The sequence below is a fragment of the Ralstonia sp. 22111 genome, from assembly GCF_052045895.1.
Classification (GTDB): Bacteria; Pseudomonadota; Gammaproteobacteria; order Burkholderiales; family Burkholderiaceae; genus Ralstonia; species Ralstonia wenshanensis.
Window position 1 is genome coordinate 1 of the sequence record NZ_JBQEPR010000014.1, and the last position, 23996, is coordinate 23996.

General features: G+C 63.2%; 23 protein-coding genes and 1 pseudogene. 13 read left to right on the forward strand and 11 right to left on the reverse strand.

Features of this window, described 5'->3' with window-relative positions:
* The 4 genes and pseudogenes from ACTJK4_RS24210 to ACTJK4_RS24225 all read left to right on the forward strand — a co-directional run.
* A pseudogene (locus ACTJK4_RS24210) lies at window positions 1–248 on the forward strand (substrate-binding domain-containing protein); the annotation flags it as partial.
* A 56-nt stretch (window positions 249–304) separates the two neighbouring features.
* Complete coding sequence (locus tag ACTJK4_RS24215) at window positions 305–2839, forward strand: ABC transporter permease (RefSeq protein ID WP_440819138.1); 2535 nt, start codon at window positions 305–307, stop codon at window positions 2837–2839.
* Between the two features lie 34 nt (window positions 2840–2873).
* The gene (locus ACTJK4_RS24220) at window positions 2874–3278 is read left to right on the forward strand and encodes a group II truncated hemoglobin (protein WP_147214697.1); all 405 of its coding nucleotides are present in this window, start codon (window positions 2874–2876) and stop codon (window positions 3276–3278) included.
* Window positions 3279–3327: 49 nt separating this feature from the next.
* A complete protein-coding gene (locus tag ACTJK4_RS24225) occupies window positions 3328–3906 on the forward strand; it encodes a DUF924 family protein (RefSeq protein ID WP_316869795.1) in 579 nt (192 codons plus the stop codon).
* Between the two features lie 12 nt (window positions 3907–3918).
* On the opposite strand, the gene ACTJK4_RS24230 is transcribed toward ACTJK4_RS24225, so the two are convergent.
* The 10 genes from ACTJK4_RS24230 to ACTJK4_RS24275 all read right to left on the reverse strand — a co-directional run bounded on the left by ACTJK4_RS24230 (window position 3919) and on the right by ACTJK4_RS24275 (window position 11681).
* On the reverse strand, window positions 3919–4503 hold the full coding sequence (locus ACTJK4_RS24230; protein ID WP_440819139.1) for a TIGR00730 family Rossman fold protein: 585 nt from the start codon (window positions 4501–4503) through the stop codon (window positions 3919–3921).
* Window positions 4500–5219: a TetR/AcrR family transcriptional regulator gene (locus tag ACTJK4_RS24235; protein ID WP_440819140.1), complete on the reverse strand. Its 720-nt coding sequence runs from the start codon at window positions 5217–5219 to the stop codon at window positions 4500–4502. Before ACTJK4_RS24235 ends, ACTJK4_RS24230 begins: the two co-directional genes overlap by 4 nt.
* Before the next feature lie 136 nt (window positions 5220–5355).
* The gene (locus ACTJK4_RS24240) at window positions 5356–5820 is read right to left on the reverse strand and encodes a diacylglycerol kinase (protein WP_232040480.1); all 465 of its coding nucleotides are present in this window, start codon (window positions 5818–5820) and stop codon (window positions 5356–5358) included.
* Window positions 5821–5832: 12 nt separating this feature from the next.
* Window positions 5833–6876, reverse strand: a complete 1044-nt coding sequence (locus ACTJK4_RS24245) for a glycosyltransferase family 4 protein (RefSeq protein WP_232043025.1) — start codon at window positions 6874–6876, stop codon at window positions 5833–5835.
* Between the two features lie 85 nt (window positions 6877–6961).
* Window positions 6962–7912: a UDP-2,3-diacylglucosamine diphosphatase gene (locus ACTJK4_RS24250; protein WP_232040479.1), complete on the reverse strand. Its 951-nt coding sequence runs from the start codon at window positions 7910–7912 to the stop codon at window positions 6962–6964.
* A gap of 243 nt (window positions 7913–8155) precedes the next feature.
* Window positions 8156–9172, reverse strand: coding sequence for an esterase/lipase family protein (locus ACTJK4_RS24255; protein WP_440819141.1), 1017 nt, complete (start codon window positions 9170–9172; stop codon window positions 8156–8158).
* Window positions 9173–9202: 30 nt separating this feature from the next.
* Window positions 9203–9727 (reverse strand): RDD family protein, encoded by a 525-nt coding sequence (locus ACTJK4_RS24260; protein WP_440819172.1) that lies wholly within the window; start codon window positions 9725–9727, stop codon window positions 9203–9205.
* A 99-nt stretch (window positions 9728–9826) separates the two neighbouring features.
* Window positions 9827–10666, reverse strand: coding sequence for a DUF3106 domain-containing protein (locus ACTJK4_RS24265; RefSeq protein ID WP_440819142.1), 840 nt, complete (start codon window positions 10664–10666; stop codon window positions 9827–9829).
* Between the two features lie 11 nt (window positions 10667–10677).
* A complete protein-coding gene (locus ACTJK4_RS24270; protein ID WP_232040475.1) occupies window positions 10678–11118 on the reverse strand; it encodes a DUF3619 family protein in 441 nt (146 codons plus the stop codon).
* Window positions 11115–11681 (reverse strand): RNA polymerase sigma factor, encoded by a 567-nt coding sequence (locus ACTJK4_RS24275; RefSeq protein WP_260801843.1) that lies wholly within the window; start codon window positions 11679–11681, stop codon window positions 11115–11117. The genes ACTJK4_RS24270 and ACTJK4_RS24275 overlap by 4 nt, the downstream gene beginning before the upstream one ends.
* A gap of 359 nt (window positions 11682–12040) precedes the next feature.
* On the opposite strand from ACTJK4_RS24275, the gene ACTJK4_RS24280 reads away from it, so the two are divergent.
* From ACTJK4_RS24280 to ACTJK4_RS24305, 6 genes are all read left to right on the forward strand, one after another.
* On the forward strand, window positions 12041–13798 hold the full coding sequence (locus tag ACTJK4_RS24280; RefSeq protein WP_045206179.1) for an acetolactate synthase 3 catalytic subunit: 1758 nt from the start codon (window positions 12041–12043) through the stop codon (window positions 13796–13798).
* A complete protein-coding gene (ilvN, locus tag ACTJK4_RS24285) occupies window positions 13798–14289 on the forward strand; it encodes an acetolactate synthase small subunit (RefSeq protein ID WP_004630835.1) in 492 nt (163 codons plus the stop codon). Before ACTJK4_RS24280 ends, ilvN begins: the two co-directional genes overlap by 1 nt.
* A gap of 75 nt (window positions 14290–14364) precedes the next feature.
* Window positions 14365–15381 carry a ketol-acid reductoisomerase gene (gene ilvC, locus ACTJK4_RS24290; protein ID WP_004630832.1) on the forward strand — a complete coding sequence of 339 codons (1017 nt, stop codon included), beginning with the start codon at window positions 14365–14367 and terminating at the stop codon, window positions 15379–15381.
* A 148-nt stretch (window positions 15382–15529) separates the two neighbouring features.
* Window positions 15530–16177, forward strand: coding sequence for a phosphatidylserine decarboxylase (locus ACTJK4_RS24295; protein ID WP_024975282.1), 648 nt, complete (start codon window positions 15530–15532; stop codon window positions 16175–16177).
* 13 nt (window positions 16178–16190) lie between these two features.
* The gene (gene pssA, locus ACTJK4_RS24300; protein WP_260801841.1) at window positions 16191–17063 is read left to right on the forward strand and encodes a CDP-diacylglycerol--serine O-phosphatidyltransferase; all 873 of its coding nucleotides are present in this window, start codon (window positions 16191–16193) and stop codon (window positions 17061–17063) included.
* Window positions 17064–17381: 318 nt separating this feature from the next.
* The gene (locus ACTJK4_RS24305) at window positions 17382–18923 is read left to right on the forward strand and encodes a 2-isopropylmalate synthase (RefSeq protein ID WP_232040472.1); all 1542 of its coding nucleotides are present in this window, start codon (window positions 17382–17384) and stop codon (window positions 18921–18923) included.
* Window positions 18924–19167: 244 nt separating this feature from the next.
* On the opposite strand, the gene ACTJK4_RS24310 is transcribed toward ACTJK4_RS24305, so the two are convergent.
* Window positions 19168–19635 carry a hypothetical protein gene (locus ACTJK4_RS24310; protein ID WP_440476492.1) on the reverse strand — a complete coding sequence of 156 codons (468 nt, stop codon included), beginning with the start codon at window positions 19633–19635 and terminating at the stop codon, window positions 19168–19170.
* Window positions 19636–19795: 160 nt separating this feature from the next.
* Here ACTJK4_RS24310 and ACTJK4_RS24315 point away from each other — a divergent pair, with 160 nt between their 5' ends.
* The 3 genes from ACTJK4_RS24315 (at window position 19796) to pnp (ending at window position 23982) form a co-directional block, all read left to right on the forward strand.
* Entirely contained in the window at window positions 19796–21055 is a 1260-nt protein-coding gene (locus ACTJK4_RS24315; protein WP_440819143.1) for a branched-chain amino acid ABC transporter substrate-binding protein, read from the forward strand.
* A 159-nt stretch (window positions 21056–21214) separates the two neighbouring features.
* Complete coding sequence (rpsO, locus tag ACTJK4_RS24320; protein WP_012436069.1) at window positions 21215–21484, forward strand: 30S ribosomal protein S15; 270 nt, start codon at window positions 21215–21217, stop codon at window positions 21482–21484.
* A 329-nt stretch (window positions 21485–21813) separates the two neighbouring features.
* A complete protein-coding gene (gene pnp, locus ACTJK4_RS24325; RefSeq protein ID WP_253537698.1) occupies window positions 21814–23982 on the forward strand; it encodes a polyribonucleotide nucleotidyltransferase in 2169 nt (722 codons plus the stop codon).
* Window positions 23983–23996 lie beyond the last annotated feature (14 nt).

The window sequence follows — 23996 nt, forward strand, 5'->3', positions numbered from 1 at the left end:
GCCCGGGCGCCGAAGCCCACGGCCTGCACTTTGTTCCGCTGACGCGCGAAACGTATTACCTGGCGGTGCGCCGCAACGATGCGCTGTCGCCCTGGGTGCGCGAGCTGATCGAGCGCATCGGTCAGCCCGCCTTCCGCGAAGGCCTTGGCCACCTCGCAGGCTACCGGCCGACCGAGCACGTTTCGCTGCTGACCGCAGAGCAGGCGCTGCCCTGGCACGCTGACGAGGCTCGCACGCTGGCCCGCTGAAGTCGTGCGAACATGGCGGGGTTCGCGCGATCGAGCGCCCCGTCAATGTTCTGCCCATGTCACGTTTCTCCGTCTGGACCCAAGCCCTGCGCATGCTGCGCCGCGACTGGCGCGCCGGTGAGCTGAACCTCCTGCTCGTCGCGCTGGTGTTGGCCGTGGCAGCGCTGGCGTCCGTCAGTTTCCTGGCCGATCGCATGCATGCGGGGCTGGAGCGCGACGCGCGCCAGCTGATCGGCGCGGATGTCCTGATCGTGTCCGACCAGCCGTTGCCACCCGACATCGAGGCGCATGTGCGCGCGAGCGGCCTGCAAGTCACGCACACCGCCACCTTCCCCAGCATGGCGAGCACGTTGGCAAAGGGCGCCTCGGGCGAACCCGTATCGCAACTCGCTGCCATCAAGGCCGTCGACGTGGGCTACCCGCTGCGCGGCACCCTCAAGGTGAGCGATGACGGGCGCGATACCGTGGGCGCGCCCATCCAGGGCATTCCTGCTGCAGGCACGGTGTGGGTGGACGCACCGCTGCTCGAAGCGCTCGGCATGCGCGTGGGCGATGCGATCCGCCTGGGTACGCGCACGTTCAAGGTCGCCCATGTCATCACCCAGGAACTTGATCGCGGCGCCGGCTTCATGAATTTCGCCCCCAGGGTGATGCTGCCCATGTCGGATCTGGGTTCGACGGGGCTTGTCACCTACGGCAGCCGGGTCACGTATCGCCTGCTGGTGGCTGGCCCCGATGCCGCTGCCAGCGCGTTCCGCACCTGGGCCGAGAACGAAGCGAAAACGCGCCAGTTGCGTGGCGTGCGCGTTGAATCGCTGCAGAACGGCCAGCCGCAGATGCGCGAAACGTTGGACCGCGCCGAGCGCTTCCTCTCGCTCGTCGCCTTGCTCGCCGCGATGATTGCCGCAGTGGCGATCACCATGGCCGCGCGCCGCTACACCACGCGGCATACCGATGCGGTGGCCGTCATCAAATGCCTGGGCCTCAAGCAGGGACAGATTCTCGGCACGTTTGCGCTGGAGTTTTGGCTGATCGGCGTGATCGGTTCGGCGGTGGGCGTGGCACTGGGTTATGGGGCGCATTGGTTGTTGCTGGCATCGCTCGGCGACCTGGTCACGGTGACATTGCCCGCGCCATCCGTCTGGCCGGCAGTCGTGGGCGTGACGGCGGGGCTGGTGCTGCTGATCGGCTTTGCCGTGCCGCCGTTGCTGAGCCTCGTGCGCGTGGCGCCGCTGCGAGTACTGCGGCGCGATGTGGCCGAGCGCGCCGTTGCTGCATGGATCGGTTATGCGCTGGGTGCTGCGGCGTTCTTTGCGCTGCTTGTGGTGTCTGCGCGCGACGTAAAACTTGGTGCGCTCACCGCCGCCGGGTTTGCCGGCGCAATCGTCGTGTTTGCGCTACTGGCTGCCGGCGGATTGCGCGCGCTGGCGGTGTCGCTGGGGCGTGGTCGCGCGCTCAGCGTGGGTTGGCGCTTTGCGCTGGCCGTACTGGAGCGCCGTCGTGGCGTGAGCGTGCTGCAAACCGTGGCGCTTGCGGTCGGCCTGATGGCGCTGCTGTTGCTTGCCATGACGCGCAATGACCTGATCCGTTCGTGGCACAACGCCACCCCGGCCGATGCGCCCAACCGTTTCATCATCAATATCCAGCCCGATCAGGTGACGCCCGTGGCGCAAGCCCTGGCCCATGCCGGCGTGGCCGACCCAAAGCTCTACCCCATGGTGCGCGGGCGCCTCACGCAGGTGAATGGCCAGGTGATCGACCGCCAGACCTATGCTGAATCGCGCGCCCGCAATCTGGTCGAACGCGAATTCAACCTGTCGTACGCCACGGCGCAGCCGCCCGAAAATCGCATCGTCGCCGGCCGATGGTTCAGCGGGCAGAAGCCCGAGGCCTCGGTGGAAGAGGGCATCGCCAAGACGCTCGACCTGCACCTGGGTGACGTGCTGCGTTTCGACGTCGCCGGGCAGACGGTGGATGCGCCCATCACGTCATTGCGCAAGCTCGACTGGAGCTCGATGCGCGTGAACTTTTTCGTGATCCTGCCGCCCGTGGCGTTGCACGACATGCCGCAGACGTACGTGACCGCGTTCCGCATTCCCACCGGGCAGGCTGATCTGCCGGCCAAGCTCGTGCGTGAGTTTCCAAACCTGACGGTCGTCGACACCGAGCTGATCCTGCAACAAGTGCAGGGCGTGCTGGATCAGGTGACGGCGGCGGTGGAGTTCCTCTTCGTCTTCACGCTGGCGGCGGGTGTGCTGGTGCTGTACGCCGCGCTCTCCGGCTCGCGTGACGAGCGCTTGCGCGACGCAGGCGTGCTGCGCGCGCTGGGTGCGGGCTCCGCCGTGGTACGTCAGACCCAGTATGCAGAAGTACTGATCGTGGGCGGCCTGGCCGGGCTGATGGCAGGTGTAGGCGCAATCGCCATCGGCTGGGTGCTCTCGGCGCACGTGTTCGATTTTCCGTATCGTTTCAACCCTGCGATCCTGCCGGTGGGCATCGTGAGCGGTATGGCGTGCGCCTTTGTTGGCGGCTGGTTGGGGTTGCGCGACGTGCTGCGTCGCCCGGCCATGGCAACGCTTCGTGACGCATGACGACGCCTGAAATTTCTGATGTGACTGACGCTGTATGACTGACGCAACTTCTGGCCAGGAAGCCCTGGCTTTTGACCTGATTGGCGGCGAAGCGCGCGTGCGCGAACTCGTTGACCGCTTCTACGACCTGATGGATCTGGAGCCCGAATTTGCCGTGCTGCGCGCACTGCATCCGCAAAGCCTGGATGGGTCGCGCGACAAGCTGTTTTGGTTCCTGTGCGGCTGGCTGGGCGGCCCAAATCATTTCATCGAGCGCTTTGGCCACCCGCGCTTGCGCGCGCGGCATATGCCGTTCGAGATCGGCACGCAGGAGCGTGATCAGTGGATGCGCTGCATGGCACTCGCCATGCAAGATATTGGCTTGGACGAAGCCCTGCAGATGCGACTGATGCAGGCGTTCTGGCAAACCGCCGACTGGATGCGGAACGTGCAGCGCTAAGGTGCCGCGCTAAAGCGCACCGTACAAAAACAGATTCAAGGAGACCCCGATGATCGGTTTGCCCACCGCAGACGACGTGCTCGCGTTCTGGTTCGGCAATGCGCCGCTGATTGACGCACGCCCGGAGTGGTTCACCAAATCTGACGCGTTTGATGCCGAGATCCGCGCGCGCTTCTTGCCCCTGTGGGAAGCGCTTTCCACGGGAGACGCCGACACCTGGATGGATACGCCGCTCGACGCCATCGCGCGCATCGTCGTGCTGGACCAGTTCCCTCGCAACATGTTTCGCGGCAGTGCTCGCGCATTTGCCAGCGACGCGGCTGCGCTGCACACCGCGCAGATCGTCGTGGCAGCAGGGTGGGATGCGCAATTACCGACGCGCCATCACCGCATGTTTTGCTACCTGCCGTTCGAGCATAGCGAGGCGCTGTCTGCGCAGGACGAATCGATTCGCCTCTACACATGCCTGCGTGACCAGGAAGGTGATGCGGACCCGCTCATCTGGGCTGAGAAACACCGCGAGATCGTGGCGCGCTTCGGGCGCTTCCCGCATCGCAACGAAGCCCTCGGGCGCGTTTCCACACCCGAGGAAGTTGCGTTTCTGACGCAGCCGGGGTCGTCGTTTTAGCGCTGGCGGTGCTTACGTGCGCTCGCGGCGCTCCGACCACTTGTCGACCGTCTCGCGAGGCGCACGCGCCAGCATGTCGATCAACCCGGCAGGGTCGTCGCTCACGTGCAGCAGATCGGCGTGGTGGCGCTTGAGGAAGCCTTCCTGCACGGCGTGGTCGATGAAGGCCAGCAGCTTGTCGTAGAAGCCCGCCACGTTCAGCAGGCCGATCGGCTTGTTGTGATAGCCGAGCTGCAGCCAGGTGAACGTCTCGAACAGCTCTTCGTAGGTGCCGACGCCGCCGGGCATGGCGATGAAGGCATCTGCACGGTCAGCCATCATCTGCTTGCGCTGATGCATGCTGTCGACGATGTGCAGCTCGGTCAGCTCTTTATGCCCGACCTCCTTGCGCACCAGCGATTTCGGGATGATGCCAATGACCGGCCTGCCGCCGTGCAGCACCGCATCGGCCACCACGCCCATCAGGCCGACGTTGCCGCCGCCGTAGACGAGCGTGAGGTCACGCTTGACCATCTCGTTGCCCAGCGCGATGGCATTGGCTTTGTATTCCGGGCGCTCGCCCGGGCTGGAGCCGCAGTAAACGCAGATCGATTTCATTTAGCAGGGATGTTGTTGCTTGGAGTGCCCGCGGTGCCGATAGGCGGATCGTTGCTGCGGCTCACCGCCAGCAAATCGAACGCCCGCCGCGGCTTGCCGCGCAGGTAAGGCGCGAGGATCGACAGGATGTGGTAGCTCGCGCCGTGCAGGTGGTCGCGGATCGCGTTCTGGTCGTTGTACTGACGCGGGTGCTGCACGAACTGGAACGACAGCCAGTAAGTGGCAATCACGACGATATTGGTGCAGATGACGTCGACCTGCTCGGCCGTGGCTTCCATCTCGCCGTCTTCGATGAACTGGTGGCAGATGTCCATGGCGAAGTGGCGCTTTTGCTCGACGATGCGCTTGAAGTTCAGTTCAAGCATGCGGTTGCGCGCGAGCAGATCGTTGATGTCGCGGTACAGGAAGCGGTAGTTCCAAAGAAACTCCGACATGTACTGCAGGTAGCCCCAGGTCTCGTCGAGTGTGGCCTTGTGGTCATCCGGCAACTTCAGGCGACGCGCGATCTCCTGCTCGAACTGTACGAAGATCGAGTTGATGATGTCGTCTTTGTTGCGGAAGTGGTAGTACAGATTGCCAGGGCTGATCTCCAGCTCTTCGGCGATCGTCGTGGTGGTGACGTTGGGCTCGCCCAGTTCGTTGAACAGGCGCAGCGACACTTCGAGGATGCGATCACGCGTGCGGCGTGGGCCGGTGGAATGCTGCTTGGTTTCCATTGAACTGCCAAGGCCGGTGGCCCTGTCTCCGTGGCGTATTGGTGCCCGGATTATAAGAGATCGTGCCCGTGCAACGACCCCCACATGCTGTGGGCAGGCATTACCAAACGTTGTCACCGGTTTTTCGCTGGTGTTCCTAATGCAACAGCGACGCTACCCACGGCCAGGCAATCGCCACCCACGTCCCCACACACAGCAGCAGGGCCAGCATGACGGCCGCGCTGCCGAAATCCTTGGCGCGCTTGGACAGCCCGTGCTGCTCCAGCGAGATACGGTCGACCGCCGCTTCCACGCTCGAATTGAGCAGCTCGACAATCAGCACCAGCACCAGCGTGCCGAGCATCAGAATGCGCTCGACCACCGTGGCAGGAATAACGAATGCACACGGCAGCAGGATCGCGCACAGCGTCAGCTCCTGGCGGAAGGCGCTTTCCTCGTCGATGGCGAAGCGGATGCCGCTGATGGAGTTCTTGAGCGCAAACCATGCCCGCGTGATGCCGCGATTGCCCTTATGCGGGTTGTCGGCCGGCGAATAGGCGCCGGCCGCCGGCGGCGCAGGCGGATTTTCCAGGCGCCGGTCCGGCGGGGTAGTGGGTTTCATGGAACGCAAGGCTCAGGCACCCGCGGCGGTGGACGGTTCGGCGGCCTTGGTGTTGCCGGCTGGCGCGGCGGGCATCGGGCGCAGGTGCGCGAGGAATTGTTCCGAGGCCGCGCGCCACGAGAACTTCTCGGCGTGCGCACGCGCCGTGGCGCGGTCGATACGCAACGCTTCCAGGCAGGCTTCGCGCAAGTCTTCGCGCAACGCACCAGCCGGTGAATCGCCCAGCACGTCGATGGGGCCTGTCACCGGATATGCGGCAACCGGCAGGCCACTGGCCAGTGCCTCCAGCAGGACCAGGCCGAACGTGTCGGTGCGGCTCGGAAAGACGAACACATCGGCCGAGGCATACACCTTGGCCAGCTCCGGTTGCTTGAGCACGCCGAGGTAGCTGGCGTTCGGGTACTTGGCTTTCAATCCGGCCAGTGCCGGGCCTTCACCCACAACCCATTTCGAGCCCGGCAGATCCAGCTCCAGGAAGGCTTCGACGTTCTTCTCCACGGCCACACGGCCGACGTACAGGAAGATCGGATGCGCCGTGTTGAGCACGTTGCTGCGCTGTGCGGTGAAGATGTCCAGATCGACGCCGCGCGTCCACAGCACGCCGTTGGTGATGCCGTAGTCGGCAAGGTCTTTCAGCACCACGGGCGTCGGTGCCATCACGGCCTGGGCGGGGCTGTGGAACCAGCGCAGGAAGCGATACGTCCAGGCCAGCGGAATGCCGAAGCGCGCCTGCACGTATTCCGGAAAACGCGTGTGATACGCCGTCGTATAGGGCAGCTTGTGGCGCAGCGCATAGGCGCGTGCGGCCAGGCCGAGCGGGCCTTCGGTGGCGATGTGCAGGGCCTGCGGGGCGAACTTCTCGATGCGCGCACGCACGCGCTTGGCCGGCAGGATCGAGAGGCGGATTTCCGGATACGTCGGGCACGGCACCGTCTTGAATTCCAGCGGCGTGATCATGTCGACGATGTGCCCCATGGCCTCCAGCTCGCGGCGCGTCTGGGTGAGGGTGCGGACGACGCCGTTGACCTGCGGTTCCCAGGCATCGGTGACGATCATGACTTTCACGGGCTCTCCTTGGGGGGTAGGTTGGGCTGCGGTGGGCTGCACGAGGTCGATGCTGGTGTTGGTCATAGGGGTCCCATCAGGCGGCGGCCGCAGCGGCACGGCGTGCGCGGCGGGAGGTGCGCGGCGCATCGAGCAGATGCGTCCAGTAGACGATCTGCAGTTCGCCTTCCATGGTTTCGACCAGGGCAGAAAGGCTTTCCACCCAGTCGCCGTCGTTGCAGTAGAGCTGGCCGTCGATCTCGCGAATCTCGGCCTTGTGGATATGCCCGCAGACCACGCCGTCGCAGCCGCGGCGGCGCGCTTCATCCGTCATCACACGCTCGAATGAATTGATGAAGTTGACCGCGTTCTTGACCTGGTGCTTCAGGTATTGCGACAGCGACCAGTACGGAAAACCCAGCCGCACGCGGATGCGGTTGAAGTGCCGGTTCATCGCCAGGATGAAGGTGTAGAGCGAGTCGCCGACGTAGGCCAGCCAGCGCGCATGCTGCATCACGCCGTCGAACAGGTCACCGTGCACGACCCACAGGCGTTTGCCCGTGGCGGTGACGTGCACAGCGTCTTCAGCGACTTCGATATCGCCAAAATTCAGCCCGTGGAACTGGCGCGCCATCTCGTCGTGGTTGCCCGGGATGAACACCACGCGCGTGCCTTTACGCGCCCGGCGCAGCACCTTCTGCACCACATCGTTGTGTGCCTGGGGCCAGTACCAGCCCTTGCGCAGTTGCCAGCCGTCGACGATGTCGCCCACCAGGTACAGCGTGTCGGACTCGTGGTGTTTGAGAAAGTCCAGCAGGTAATCGGCCTGGCAGCCCGGCGTGCCGAGGTGGATATCCGACAGCCAGATCGTGCGGTAGCGCTGGATCTTCTCGGCGGGCGGGTCGGTGTCCGTGTCAGCCGAGTGCTCTGGCGCCAACGTGGAAGCCGGCGTGGCAACGGGAGCTTCGTGCTCGCGCACATCGCCGCGGCCCGCCGGCACAGCCGAGCCCAGCGCACCGGCAGCGGCTAGTCCGGCAGCCATTTGCATCAGAGGCGGTGGAGCATTCCAGTCGGAACCGGTGAGGGGAGCAGCGCGAAAGCGTTGCGCGAGGCGGCGGAGGAAACCAGGGCGAGATGGCAGTTTGGGCAGGACCATGTCGGCAACAGAGGCTGCGTTGGACGGATTTCGCCATCGCCGCATGAAAGCGCCGTGTCAGAAACATGACCGTCACATGACGTATTTGCCGAGAAGGGGGCTGGGTGCGCCCAAGACCTGCGCCGGGCGCGCGTTTCAACCAGATGGGCTCACGGAGGTGGCTTCGATGCGCGCGAGTTCCGCCAGCACAGCGTCGCGCACGCGTGCGTCGCATAGCAGCGACACATGGCCGATGCCCGCAAATGCGATGTGCCGCGCGCCGTCCAGCCAGGAAGCACCAGCCGGGCCGACGATGGAGTCGTGCCACGAGAAAATCGACGTGATGCGGGCTCGCACGGCCGGCGTTTCGGATGCTGCAAGCTGCCGCAGCCAAGGGCTTGCCCAAGCCATCTGGCGAACATTATGACCGCGCCCGCTACGCGCCATTGCCGTGCCCCGATGTGGCGTGCCGAGCGTGATGACGTGGGCAACGGGGCCGGATTCCGATTGGCGCAGCAGCGCTCGTGCGGCGAGGCCGCCCATGCTGTGGCAGAGCAGAACGGGCGCACGGCCATGCATGTGCGTCAGGTGTGCGACAGCGGCAGTAATGTCGCGGGCGTAGTCGTCGATGTCGCCTAGCAGCGGCATGAGATCGATGGCGTCGATCGGATGCCCTGCGGCGGCCACATGCTTCTGCATGGGCAGCCATACCGCGCGATTGCAGCCATAGCCGTGGATCATCAGCACAGGCACGCGCTTGCCGTCGCCCGCCGGTAAATCGAACGCGGCGCGCGCTCGGAACGGTTGCAGCACGTTGAACATCCACGCCACGGATACACATTCGCGCAGCCAGCACCCGATGAAGGCGTTGATGCCGATGCGGTGTTCGCGCGGCACGGGCATGCGGTCCCACACGGGGTCGTCCGGTATCGCGGTGCCCAGACTCTTCAGCGACACCAGGAACGCCCATCCGACCGAAAGGAGATAGCCCAGCACCAGCGCGGCGCCCGCGAGCAGGCTCGCCGCCGGCCAGCTCCATCCGCCCCAGTAATGCGCCGCCCAGCCAACCGCCAGCGTTGCCGCACATTGCAGCGCCACGGCGATGCGGCGCGCGGTGGCTGCGGTCAGGAAGGCGAGGGGAACAGGCGAGGTTGGCAGATCGGCGCGCGTCATGGTGGAGGTTGCCGCCGAGCGTGGAACCGATCAGTCGCGCACCAGCCGCGTGCCGGCCAGGCGATCGTGCAGGAACTGGCGCTGCGGATCGAGCCACGCCAGCGCACCCCAGGCCAGCAGGCACGCCAGAGCGACGCCGGCGCGGGTCCAGCGGGACGCCCCGCTCAGGTGAATCACGCCCACTGCCGCGGCCACCCACATCCACGCGAGCAGATAGCGTGCAACGGCGCGGCCCAGCGAAATACGCGATCCATCGGCGTTGACCACGCGCATGCGCCACGTCTGCATCGCCAGCGTCTGGCCGCGCTTGCGCCAAAACCAGACGAAGTACAGACCCAGCGCCAGAAAGCCCCACACCTGCAGCCCCACATCGCCGGTGCGCGCCAGTGGTGGCACGATCAGGCGCAGGAGCAGAAAGACAGCCGTGGCGCCAAACATTACGCCAAACAGCAACAAGCCCTCGTAGAGCATCGCGGCAAGACGGCGGCGTAGCGTGGGCGCGGCAAGCGGATCAGGCGCCGCAACGGGGGAAGACGAGGGAACGGAAGTGGCCATCGAACAGAGTGTGAGCGCGCCGTCAGCGCAGTCCTTCATGTGCCGGCGAGCAGGATCGCGCGGCACGTGGTTCGGATTATGCCAAAGGGTTGGCTGGCCTCAGCCGCCCAGCACCGTGGAGGGCGGCGGATTGCCCGATTCCCCGCCGGTGGTGGTCGGCGGTGCAACAGGGTGCACAGGTGTGAGCGGCGCACTTGCAGGTGCCGGTGCGGCAGCGGCAGGTTCGGGCGCAGGGGTTGCGGCCGGCGCGGATGCCGTGGCAGTCGGCTTGCTCGTCGGCACCGTCTTGGTCGTACCCGGTTTGGTGCGCGCACCGTGATGGATCGATTTGGCCGCGTCCTTCGCCAAGCGTGCCCCGCCGGGCAGCGCCGTCACTGCTGTCGGATGCTTTTGCGCCTTGGCCGCGGCAGCCAGCGCTTTTTTCTGCTCTTCAGTCAGTTGCTGGTAGCTCTGCCAGGCCTCGCTCTTTTTTTGCACCGGGAGCGACTTGGTGGTCTGGAAATTCTCACGCGCGCGGTGGCGTTGCTCCGGCGTGAGCTTGACCCAATCCGCCATGCGTGTTTGCAAGCGCTGCTGCTGAGCCGGCGTGTACTTCGGATATGCCCGGGCGATCTGCAGCCACTTTTGGCGCGCCAGTTCCGGCAGGCCGTTCCATTCCGGCGCCAGCGGCGCGAAGATGCGCTGCTGCACGATGGTCAGCTCGGCCCAGTTCGGATGGACGGCGGGTAGCGGATTGGTCGCGGGCGGTGTCGGCAGATCAACCGGCGCATTGACTGTCACGCCCGATGCCGCCGCAGGCGCCGAAGTGCTCGGAACCTGCGCGATCGCAAGACCTGCCATCAGACCGGCGGCACCGATCAAAGTAACGATGCCCGCGCGCAGACAGAAGGTCTTTGCGCCTCGCGGTGTTTGGCCGTGGGTGTACAGGAAGTCGCTCATCGATCAGCCTTTCACTGATCGTGCTTCAGATACTGATGGAAGCCTTGATCGGCGTAAGCGGCCAGCGGCAGATCGTCGAGCAGCATTGCGGCATCGACCTCCGCGAGTTCGTCCACGCGTTGCTGCTGTTGCCACTGATAGATGCCTGCGAGCCCGGCCACCAGCGCGATGGTCGGCCAGAGCAAGCCGAGGCGACGCAGGACTGCGGCGGCGCGTTGCAGGGGGGAGGGCGTTTCGCCTTCCGTCTCGAAAGACATCGAGCCGACGCCCGGCATCGCCAAGGCAGGCGAGTGCACCGTGCTGGGCACTTCCGCTTTCTTGTGCGCAAGCGCCGTCCGGCGCGCCGCTGCGAGGCGGTCGCGTACGTCGGGCGGCAACTGTCCAGCCGACTCATTCAGAGCGGTTCGGACGGCATGCACAAAACGGCGTTCTCGGAGTTCTACCTTGTTCATAGTCGGATCCCTCGCGCCCGCAGCGCTTGGGCCAGGGCGTGTGTTGCCCGCGAGCAGTGCGTCTTTACGCTGCCCTCGGAACAGCCCATCGCCTGGGCTGTCTCGGCAACATCCATGTCCTCCCAGTAACGCATCAGGAAGGCCTCCCGTTGACGTGTGGGCAGCTTCTCGATTTCGCGTTCCAGGATTTCCAGCATTTGCGAGCGCTCGACTTTGTCGGCGCTGCTTTCAGCCGCTGTGGTGCCGGCTTCGCTTTCGATCAGTTCAAGCGGGTCGGTGTCATCGCCCTCGGCATCGGTGCGGAAGCTCGAGAACAGACTCACCCAGGTGTTGCGCACCTTGGAGCGACGAAACCAGTCGTGAATCGTGTTCTGCAGAATGCGCTGGAACAGCAGCGGCAGTTCGGCGCACGGCTTGTCGCCGTATTTCTCGGCCAGCTTGATCATGGCGTCCTGCACGATGTCGAGCGCGGAATCGTCGTCTCGGACCGCGAAGACCGCCTGCTTGAAGGCGCGTTTTTCGACGCTTAAAAGAAAGGCCGACAGTTCCTGTTCAGAGGCCATACAACGGCGGGTGCGAATCCTGTGAGGCAGCCGCGCGAAAATTCACATTCACAGCATGTGATGATCACGCCGCGTGGCGTCAACGGCCTTGGCCGTGAAAAATGGTGCGATGCTAGCAAAAATGCGGCTCCGCGGACAGTCCGGCGGCCGGGTGCGCCGCCAGGAGAGGGGAGTCGCACCGGCGCTGGACCGCCATGCGGCATTGCAGTATTATCCTCGGTTCACAACATCTGTGGTTTGTCTCATCTGGCCGCCCATCAGGCGGACCATCCATGCAGACGCGCACCGCTCAAATCCGCGCCACAAGCCCGGTAGAGAGCATCCAAACAATTTTTTGCCGAAAATTGCAAAGGACTGACATGAATATGCCAAGCGCGGAATTTTCCCACGCCAATAGCGGTTCATCTGCCGACATGATGGGGGCTGACATCCTCGTCAATGCGCTCGCGGCAGAGGGCGTCGAGTTCGTCTGGGGTTACCCCGGCGGCGCGGTGCTCTATATCTACGACGCGTTCTACAAGCAAAACAAGATCGAACACATCCTGGTGCGCCATGAACAGGCGGCAGTCCATGCGGCTGACGGCTATGCGCGTGCCACGGGCAAGGTCGGTGTCGCCCTCGTGACGTCCGGCCCCGGCGTGACGAATGCCGTGACTGGCATCGCCACCGCTTACCTGGATTCGATCCCGATGGTGATCATCACCGGCAACGTGCCGACGCACGCCATCGGCCAGGACGCATTCCAGGAGTGCGACACCGTCGGCATTACCCGCCCGATCGTCAAGCACAACTTCCTGGTCAAGGACGTGCGCAACCTCGCCTCGACCATCAAGAAGGCGTTCTACATCGCCGCAACGGGCCGTCCGGGTCCGGTGGTGGTGGACATCCCGAAGGATGTCTCGCGCGAACTCTGCAAGTACGAGTATCCGAAGACCATCGAGATGCGCTCGTACAGCCCGGTCAACAAGGGCCATTCGGGTCAGATCCGCAAGGCGGTCAGTCTGCTGCTGCAGGCCGAGCGTCCGTACATCTATTCGGGTGGCGGCGTGGTGCTTGCCGAGGCCAGCGAAGAGCTGCGCCAACTGGCTGCGCTGACGGGGTACCCCGTGACGAACACGCTGATGGGCCTGGGCGCGTTCCCTGGCACCAGCAAGCAGTTCGTGGGCATGCTGGGCATGCACGGCACGTACGAAGCCAACATGGCGATGCAGAACTGCGACGTTCTGATTGCCATCGGCGCGCGGTTCGATGATCGAGTGATCGGCAGCCCGGCGCACTTCTCGTCGCAGCCGCGCAAGATCATTCACATCGACATCGATCCGTCGTCCATTTCCAAACGCGTGAAGGTCGACATTCCCATCGTCGGCAACGTCAAGGATGTGTTGCAGGAGATGATCGCCCAGATCCAGTCTGGCGAAGCCAAGCCCAACAAGACGGCGCTGGCCAAGTGGTGGGAACAGATCGAGCAGTGGCGCAGCGTCGATTGCCTGAAGTACGACCGTACCTCCGAGATCATCAAGCCGCAGTACGTGGTCGAGAAGATCTGGGAACTGACCAACGGCGACGCTTTCGTCTGCTCTGACGTCGGTCAGCACCAGATGTGGGCCGCGCAGTTCTACAAGTTCAACGAGCCGCGCCGCTGGATCAACTCCGGCGGCCTGGGCACGATGGGTGTGGGCCTGCCGTACGCGATGGGCATCAAGAAGGCATTCCCGGACAAGGAAGTTGTCACCATCACCGGTGAAGGCTCGATCCAGATGTGCATCCAGGAACTGTCGACGTGCCTGCAGTACGACACGCCGGTGAAGATCTGCTCGCTCAACAACGGCTACCTGGGCATGGTGCGCCAGTGGCAGGAAATCGAGTACGACAACCGTTACTCGCACTCCTACATGCAGGCATTGCCCGACTTCGTAAAGCTGGCCGAATCGTATGGCCACGTTGGCATGCGCATCGAGAAGACGTCTGACGTCGAGCCCGCGCTGCGCGAAGCCTTCCGACTCAAGGATCGCACCGTGTTCCTCGACTTCCAGACCGACCCGACCGAAAACGTCTGGCCGATGGTCCAGGCAGGCAAGGGCATTTCTGAAATGCTGCTCGGCGCGGAGGACCTCTAATGCGCCACATCATTTCCGTCCTGCTGGAAAACGAACCGGGTGCGTTGTCGCGCGTGGTCGGCCTGTTCTCCGCGCGTGGCTACAACATCGAGACGCTGACGGTCGCTCCGACTGAAGATGCCTCGCTGTCCCGCATGACGATCGTCACGACCGGTTCGGACGACATCATCGAGCAGATCACCAAGCACCTGAACCGCCTGGTGGAAGTCGTCAAGGTCGTCGACCTGACCGAAGGTGCGCACATCGAGCGCGAGCTGATGCTCGTGAAGGTGCGCGCGGTCGGCAAGGAGCGCGAGGAGATGAAGCGTACCGCGGACATCTTCCGCGGCCGCATCATCGACGTGACCGAGAAGACCTACACGATCGAGCTGACGGGCAACGGCAGCAAGCTCGACGCGTTTCTCGATGCCATCGATCGCACTGCCATTCTTGAGACCGTCCGTACGGGCGGCTCGGGTATCGGCCGCGGCGAGCGCATTCTGAAGGTTTGAACCGGCGCTTGCACCAACGTGTAACTGCGGCCGGACCCCATCGATATTGAAGTATTTGAAAATTAGGACATCAACATGAAAGTGTTTTACGACAAGGACGCCGACCTCTCCCTGATCAAGGGCAAGAACGTCACCATCATCGGCTATGGCTCGCAAGGCCACGCCCACGCCCTCAACCTGAACGACTCGGGCGTGAAGGTGACGGTCGGTCTGCGCAAGAATGGCGCGTCGTGGAACAAGGCTGTCAACGCCGGCCTGCAGGTCAAGGAAGTGGCCGAGGCTGTGAAGGAAGCCGACGTCGTCATGATCCTGCTGCCGGACGAGCAGATCGCCGACGTGTACAAGAATGAAGTGCACGGCAACATCAAGCAAGGCGCTGCACTGGCATTCGCCCACGGCTTCAACGTGCACTACGGTGCCGTGATCCCGCGCGCCGACCTGGACGTCATCATGATTGCCCCGAAGGCTCCGGGCCATACCGTGCGTGGCACGTACACTCAAGGTGGCGGCGTGCCGCACCTGATTGCCGTGCACCAGGACAAGTCGGGCGCCGCGCGTGATATCGCCCTGTCGTACGCCACCGCCAACGGCGGCGGCCGTGCCGGCATCATCGAGACGAATTTCCGCGAAGAAACCGAAACCGACCTGTTTGGCGAGCAAGCCGTGCTGTGCGGCGGTACCGTCGAACTGATCAAGGCAGGTTTCGAGACGCTGGTGGAGGCTGGTTACGCTCCGGAAATGGCCTACTTCGAGTGCCTGCACGAACTGAAACTGATCGTCGACCTGATCTATGAAGGCGGCATCGCCAACATGAACTACTCGATCTCGAACAACGCCGAATACGGCGAGTACGTCACTGGCCCGCGCGTCGTGACGGAAGAGACCAAGAAGGCCATGAAGCAATGCCTGAAGGACATCCAGACCGGCGAATACGCCAAGAGCTTCCTGCTGGAGTACAAGGCAGGCCAGCCGACGCTGATCTCGCGTCGTCGCTTGACCGAAGAGCACCAGATCGAGCAAGTGGGCGCCAAGCTGCGTGCGATGATGCCGTGGATCGCCAAGAACAAGCTGGTTGACCAGACGAAGAACTGATTGTTCGCGCCTTGTGCGAGAAGAAGCCAGCCTCCGGGCTGGCTTTTTTTATGCTGAATCCGGGGTGCCAACCATTGTTTCAAGTGCTGGCGCGGCCCCGTGTCGGCTAGAATGCCGCATTTCCTTCAAGACGCTGTCGAGGTCTGATTTGAACAACACGTATCCGCATCCCATCATCGCCCGCGAGGGCTGGCCGTACCTGGGCGGGATTTTCATCGTCACGCTCATCGTGCAGGCTGCCGCCGGCTTCGGCTGGGCTTGGCCGTTCTGGGTGCTGACGCTGTTTGTGCTGCAGTTTTTCCGCGATCCGGCGCGCGCCGTGCCCACGCAGGCCAATGCGATTCTGTCGCCGGCCGATGGTCGCATCGTCGCCGTCGAGCAAGTGCGTGACCCGTACGCCGATCGCGACTCGCTGAAGATCAGCGTGTTCATGAACGTGTTCAACGTGCACTCGAACCGCGCGCCGGTCGACGGCACGGTGCAACAGGTGCAGTACTTTCCAGGCAAGTTCGTCAATGCGGACCTGGACAAGGCGTCGCTCGAGAACGAGCGCAACGCCATCGTGCTGCGCCGTGCTGATGGCCAGCTCGTCACTTCTGTGCAGGTAGCGGGTTTGATCGCGCGGCGCATCCTTTGCTATACCAAGGCAGGCGAAGCGCTCACGCGTGGTCAACGCTACGGCTTCATCCGCTTTGGCTCCCGCGTTGATGTGTACCTGCCGCTGACGGCACGCCCGCGCGTGACCATTGGCGAGAAAGTGTCCGCCACGCTTACGGTGCTTGCTGAGCTGGACTGATCCGGAGGTCACCATGCCCGCGTTCAACCGACGCAAGAAGCGCTTTACCGCCGGTAATGTGACGCACCTGCGTCCGCTGCGGCATAACCAGCCACGTGCGGACGACGACGACCTTGAGATCGTACGTCCACGACGCCGGGGCATCTATCTGCTACCCAACGCGTTCACGACGGCCGCACTGTTCGCAGGCTTCTTCGCCATTGTTCAGGCGATGAACCTGAACTTTGAGACGGCTGCCATCGCCATTTTCGCGGCGATGGTGCTTGACGGCATGGACGGGCGCGTCGCTCGCATCACCAACACGCAAAGCGCGTTCGGCGAGCAATACGATTCGCTGTCCGACATGGTGTCGTTCGGCGTCGCACCGGCATTGGTCATGTACGAGTGGATCCTGCGCGACCTGGGCAAGTGGGGCTGGCTCGCGGCGTTCGTGTATTGCGCTGGCGCGGCATTGCGCCTCGCGCGCTTCAATACGAACATCGGGTCAGTCGACAAGCGCTTCTTCCAGGGCATGCCGAGCCCGGCAGCCGCAGCGCTCATCGCGGGTTTTGTCTGGCTGGCGATCGACAACAAGCTGCCGGTCAAGGAGCTGTGGATGCCGTGGGTGGCCTTCGGGCTGACGCTTTATGCAGGGCTGTCGATGGTGTCGAACGCGCCGTTCTACAGTGGCAAGGCGCTCGACGTTCGTCACCGCGTGCCATTTGGCGTGATGGTGCTCGTGCTTGTGTTGTTTGTCGTGATATCGAGCGATCCGCCGGTCGCGCTGTTTGGCCTGTTTGTTGGTTACGCGGTATCGGGCTATCTGCTGTGGGGCTGGCGTGCGCTGCACGGGCAACAGGGCAGCCCGCGCTTGCCGAAACAGGCATCGGGTGACTCGCATGAGTGACCGATGCGCTGCACCAATGTGCGCTTGCGCCGATTTTTGAATTCGTCTATAGTCATTCGCATGCTTTCGCACCCGATTTCCATTCTGATTACGCTAGTCTCGATTGATGGCCTACTAGGTCGTCAGGTCGGGACACGCGCATAGGAAATCGCAAGACAAGGCAAGCAGAAACCGCCAAGTTTTCGCAAACCAGAATTCACAGCGCCCCGGCCTGCAACCATGCACGCCGGGGCGCTTTGCATTCTGCGCCGCAAAAAAACCATCCGAGACATCCACTAAGACCGACGCCAAAAACGTCACCCCCACCAAGGAGCCGCCATGAGCGACAAACTCATCATTTTCGATACCACGTTGCGCGACGGCGAGCAGTCGCCTGGGGCGTCGATGACCAAGGAAGAGAAGATCCGCATTGCCAAGCAGCTTGAGCGGCTCAAGGTGGATGTAATCGAAGCTGGCTTCGCGGCCAGCTCCAATGGTGACTTCGAGGCAATCCGCGCGATTGCGCAGTCGGTCAAGGATTCGCGTATTTGCTCGCTGGCCCGTGCGAACGACCGCGATATCTCGCGCGCTGCCGAGGCGCTCAAGCCTGCCGGCCAGTTCCGTATCCATACGTTCATCGCCACATCGGCGTTGCACATGGAGAAGAAGCTGCGCATGTCGCCGGATCAGGTGTACGAGCAGGCACGCCTGGCGGTGCGCTTCGCGCGCCAGTTCACCGACGACATTGAGTTCTCGCCGGAAGATGGCAGCCGCTCCGACATGGATTTCCTGTGCCGCGTGCTGGAAGGCGTGATCGCCGAAGGTGCAACCACCATCAACCTGCCGGATACGGTGGGCTACGCGGTGCCGGAAGGTTACGCCGCGCTGATCCGCTCGGTGCGCGAGCGCATCCCGAATTCCGACAAGGCGGTCTGGTCGGTGCATTGCCATAACGACCTTGGCATGGCGGTCGCGAACTCCCTGGCCGCTGTCAAATTGGGCGGCGCACGCCAGATCGAATGCACGATCAACGGCCTGGGAGAGCGTGCCGGCAACACCAGCCTCGAAGAGGTGGTGATGGCAGTGAAGACGCGTCGCGACTACTTCAACCTCGACGTTGGTGTTGATACCACCCAGATCGTGCCGGCGTCCAAGCTGGTCTCGCAGATCACCGGTTTCGTCGTTCAGCCGAACAAGGCTGTCGTGGGCGCCAATGCGTTCGCGCACGCTTCGGGCATCCACCAGGACGGCGTGCTCAAGGCGCGCGACACGTACGAAATCATGCGCGCCGAAGACGTGGGCTGGACGGCCAATAAGATCGTTCTGGGCAAACTCTCGGGTCGCAACGCGTTCAAGCAGCGTCTGCAGGAATTGGGCATCGAGCTGGATTCGGAAGCCGAACTGAACGCAGCCTTCACCCGCTTCAAGGAGCTGGCCGATCAGAAGGCCGAGATCTTCGACGAGGACATCGTCGCCATCGTTTCGAACGAAGCACAGCACAGCGAGGGCGAGCACTTCCGTTTTGTGTCGCTGGCCCAGCGTTCGGAAACCGGCGAGCGTCCGCACGCACGCGTCGTCTTCGTTGCGGACGGCAAGGAAGTGACGGGCGAGGCGGAGGGCAATGGCCCGGTTGACGCCACGCTGAATGCGATTGAGAGCAAGGTCGCTAGCGGCGCTGAGCAGCTGCTGTATTCGGTTAACGCCATCACGACAGGCACGCAGGCACAGGGTGAAGTGACGGTGCGGCTGTCCAAGTCGGGCCGCATCGTCAACGGTGTGGGTACCGATCCGGACATCGTCGCGGCTTCGGCCAAGGCTTACCTTGCCGCGCTGAACAAGTTGCAGGACAAGAGCAGCGAAAAACTCAACCCGCAGATCTGATCTCGGGTACTACCAACACACGCAGGAGTCAGCCCAGACCCCAACACGATCACCACTGAGCGCGCAACCGGTTATCCACCGGAACGCGAAGCGGGTGCAGCGGCACCGGACACGTCAGGAGCGTGCGCCATGCCAGCCGTCTTTGAGAGCGATGTCTGTGTGATCCACGACATGGCCGACCCGAATGTCCACGCCAGGCGACGCGCCTCGCGTGGATGTTGCCGTTCTGGCGTTGAGCGCTCGCTTACCGGCTCGAATCGTGATCGTGGTCGTACATCGGGTCCGGGCTGACTTGCGTGAGCCGCACGATACCGTCGCGGTCGAAATAGAAGTTCATCAACGAAGGCCACACACCCTCGTGCCTGAAGCGGTAGGACCACACCTGCCGATCCATCAGCCGGAAATAGGCGGTTTCCTCTGGCTTGCCGAACGTTTGCAGTACATCATTCCGCGTCGCCGTGCCGACACGGATCTGCGCAAAGTCCATCGTGGTCAGAATTTGCCGGAACGAGACGAGCTTGCCACTCGCATCGAAGTCCGCGGCATACGTGAACTGACCATAGGGCTGCGTCGGATATAGCCAGCGCATGCCGCCATCCGCATGCGGATATCGCTCGGGTGGTTTGCCAAAGCGTGCCTCCACGGCAGAAGCGGGTTGGCCGAGCAGTGCTTCGCCTGTTTGCACGGGCGCCAGCACGGTGCACGCGCACATTGATATCAGCGTTACAGCGAGAAGCGCAGCGCTCCGCCACGTCGATCGAATGTTCACAATGGTTCTCCCGAGGTTTTCAGTGTAGGAGCCCGAGCGAGTGGCGCTGGCTTGTGTCGACATGCAGCGGCGCTTTACCATCCGCGCTTCACGGAGATTTTCCATGGTGTTTCGTTGGTTTGTGGCCGCGCTGGCGGCTGTGGGGGTGTGTGGCGCGGCGGCTGCCCAGCCTGAAGCCGCACCGATCCGGTTGGCGCTGATTGAAGGGTTGTCGGGCCCATTTGCCAATGCTGGCGAGGCAGTGGATCGCAATCTGCGCATGGCCATTGAGGATGTGAATGCGCGCGGCGGTGTGAAGTTGCCCGATGGCCGCCATCCGCTCGCGCTCGTGCGATTCGATAGCAAGAACACCGTCGACGAATCGTTGCTGCAGCTGCAAGCCGCTACGGATGCGGGTATCCGTTACGTGCTGCAGGGCAACAGTTCGGCGGCCGCGGCAGCCTTGTCGACGTCGATTTCGCGCTACAACGACCGTCATCCAGGCGCGCGGGTGCTGTTTCTGAACTACGCCGCCGTCGATCCGGCGCTGACCAACGAGGCATGCAGCTTCTGGCATTTCCGCTTCGATGCGTCGGCCGACATGCGCATGCACGCGCTGACGGAAGTGATCCGCACGGACAAGGCCATCAAAAAGGTCTACCTGATTGGGCAGGACTACACGTTCGGTCGCCAAGTGGCGCAATCGGCGCGTCAGCAGTTGAGCGAAAAGCGGCCGGACGTGACGATCGTTGGCGAGGTTCTGCACCCGATCGGCAAGGTGAAGGACTTTGCGCCGTATGTGGCGCGCATTGCCGCGTCGGGTGCGGATACGGTCATCACCGGCAACTGGGGTAACGATCTGACCTTGCTGGTCAAGGCCGCCCGGGATGCCGGGCTCAAGGCGCGCTTCTTTACGTTCTACGGCAACTCGCTCGGCGCACCCGGCGCGATGGGCGAAGCAGGTGTCGGTCGTGTAGTGGCGGTGGCGGAGTGGCACCCGAACCTGGGTGGCGCCAAGTCCGATGCGTTCTACAAGGCCTTCCGCGCCCGTTACCCGTCGCCTGCCGATGATTACCCGCTGCTGCGCGACCAGATGATGGTCGACATGCTGGCCGCGGCGATAGAGCGGGCGGGTACCACGGAAGCTACCGCGGTGGCACGTGCGCTGGAAGGCGCATCACTCGACAACGGCTTCCATCGCATCACGCTGCGGGCGGAGGATCACCAGGCAATCCAACCGCTTATCGTCACGCAGATGGAACGAGCGGGGACGGCTGGTGTGCCTTTCGATATCGAGGGCTCCGGCTACGGTTTTCGTACGCTTAAAGTGATTCCTGCTTCGCAAACCGCTTTGCCTACGACCTGCAAAATGGTGCGCTATTGAGCGGGATGACACAGAACTGTCGTCCGGGCGGCGTTCTGGGCTATAATCGCAGTCTTGCTGTCCAGACCGCTTTTGGATGGGACGGCAAGATCATTGTTCAACACGGCACCAACGGCGACTGTTCAGGCGCTGCAGTGTCCGCAAGTCAAAGGAATCAAAATGTCCGTCGCTGACATCAAGAAGCAAGACATCGTCAAAGATAACGGCCGCAGCGCCAACGACACGGGTAGCCCGGAAGTGCAGGTTGCACTGTTGACCGCCCGCATCAACGAACTGCAGCCGCACTTCAAGGCGCACATGAAGGATCACCACAGCCGTCGGGGCCTGCTCCGCATGGTGAGCCGTCGTCGCCGTCTGCTGGACTACCTCAAGAGCAAGGACGCTGACCGTTACACCGCGCTGGTGGCGAAGCTGGGTCTGCGTAAGTAATGGTGGGTATCACGCACTGCGCGTGATGAAAAGTGCCTGCGTCAGCGTGCTGATGCAGGCATTTTGTTTTTGGCGGCCGCGTTTGTGGCCGCGCCGGGCAACCGGCGACTGATGGCAGCCGGCCACTTCAAGATGAAGCGGCTGCCATGGACCGGAGGCGGCAGGGAGCGGGGCCTTGTGTCATTCCAGCGCGGCGTTGGTGCCAGCGCTGCGCTGGAATGGCATAAAACACACCTCTGCAACCGCACCGTCTTCCGGAACGTGTTTGTCGCGGCGTAATGAAATCGACTTTGAATCGTCGGTGCCGCGAATACCGAACAGGAGAAAACATGTTCAACAAAATCGTCAAAGAATTCCAGTGGGGCGGCCATAAGGTCCGCATGGAAACGGGTGAGATCGCCCGCCAGGCGAGCGGCGCTGTGTTGCTCGACATGGACGACACCGTCGTGCTCGCTACCGTTGTGGGTGCCAAGAACCCGAAGCCGGGTCAAGACTTCTTCCCGCTGACCGTCGATTACCTTGAGAAGACCTACGCTGCCGGCAAGATTCCGGGTGGCTTCTTCAAGCGTGAAGGCCGTCCGTCGGAAAACGAAACGCTGACCTCGCGCCTGATCGATCGCCCGCTGCGTCCGCTGTTCCCGGAAGGCTTCTACAACGAAGTTCAGGTCGTCATCCACGTGCTGTCGATCAACCCGGAAGTGCCGGCCGATATCCCTGCGCTGGTCGCAGCTTCGGCTGCGCTGGCTGTGTCGGGTCTGCCGTTCAACGGCCCGGTGGGCGCTGCCCGCGTGGGTTACAAGGATGGCCAGTACCTGCTGAACCCGAATCGTGCCCAACTCGCGCATTCGGATCTGGACCTGGTTGTGGCCGGTACCGAGCGTGCCGTGCTGATGGTCGAATCCGAAGCGCAGCAACTGTCGGAAGAAGTCATGCTGGGCGCCGTCGTGTACGGCCACGAGCAAATGCAGATCGCCATCAACGCGATCCACGAGCTGGTGCGCGACGGCGGCAAGCCTGAGTGGGATTGGCAAGCGGCTCCGAAGAACGAAACGCTGACCGCCAAGGTTTCCGAGCTGGCCCTGGCCGATCTGCAAGCCGCTTACCAACTTCGCCAGAAGTCGGCCCGCAGCCAGAAGCTGAAGGAAGTCTACAAGTCGGTTGCCGCCAAGCTGGCAGAAGCCGGCGTGGAAGCCGACGGCGTGGAAGTCGACAATATCCTGTTTGAGTTGGAAGCGAAGATCGTGCGCGGCCAGATCCTGAACGGCGAACCGCGTATCGACGGCCGCGACACCCGCACGGTTCGCCCGATCGAGATCCGTTCGTCGGTGCTGCCGCGTGCGCACGGCTCGGCCCTGTTTACGCGCGGTGAAACGCAAGCGCTGGTGGTGGCCACCCTGGGCACCAAGAGCGACGAGCAGATCATCGACGCGCTGCAAGGCGAGTATCGTGACCGCTTCATGCTTCACTACAACATGCCGCCGTTTGCCACGGGTGAAACCGGCCGCGTGGGCAGCCCGAAGCGCCGCGAAGTGGGCCACGGCCGTCTGGCCAAGCGTGCGCTGATTCCGGTGCTGCCGAAGGACGATGAATTCGCTTACACGATTCGTCTGGTGTCGGAAATCACCGAGTCGAACGGTTCGTCGTCGATGGCTTCGGTGTGCGGCGGCTCGTTGTCGCTGATGGACGCTGGCGTGCCCATCAAGGCGCACGTGGCCGGCGTGGCCATGGGCCTGATCCTGGAAGGCAACAAGTTCGCCGTGCTGACCGACATCCTGGGTGACGAAGATCACCTGGGTGACATGGACTTCAAGGTTGCTGGTACCGACGCTGGTATCACCGCGCTGCAGATGGACATCAAGGTGCAGGGCATCACCAAGGAAATCATGCAGGTGGCACTGGCGCAAGCCAAGGAAGGCCGTCTGCACATCCTGGGCAAGATGCAGGCTGCCATGGGCGGCGCACGCACCGAGCTGTCGGAGCACGCTCCGCGCATGATCACCGTCAAGATCAATCCGGAGAAGATCCGCGACGTGATCGGCAAGGGTGGTTCGACCATCCAGGCGCTGACCAAGGAAACCGGCTGCACGATCGACATCCAGGAAGACGGCACGATCACCATCGCGTCGACGTCGTCGGAAGGCATGGCCGAAGCCAAGCGCCGCATCGAAGGCATCACGGCAGAAGCCGAAGTGGGCAAGATCTACAACGGCACCGTGCTCAAGCTGCTGGACTTTGGCGCGATCGTGAACATCCTGCCGGGCAAGGACGGTCTGCTGCACATCTCGGAAATCGCCAACGAGCGCGTGAACCAGGTTTCCGACTATGTGAAGGAAGGCCAGGCTGTGCGCGTGAAGCTGCTGAGCACCGACGAGAAGGGTCGCATGCGTCTGTCGATCAAGGCTGCCAAGGCTGAAGAAGGCGACGTGCCTGCCGCGGCACCGCAAGCCCCGGGTGCTGGCGACGCTGCCTCGCAACAACAGCAGCAACAACAGCAGTAAGCGAGCGGTTTTCG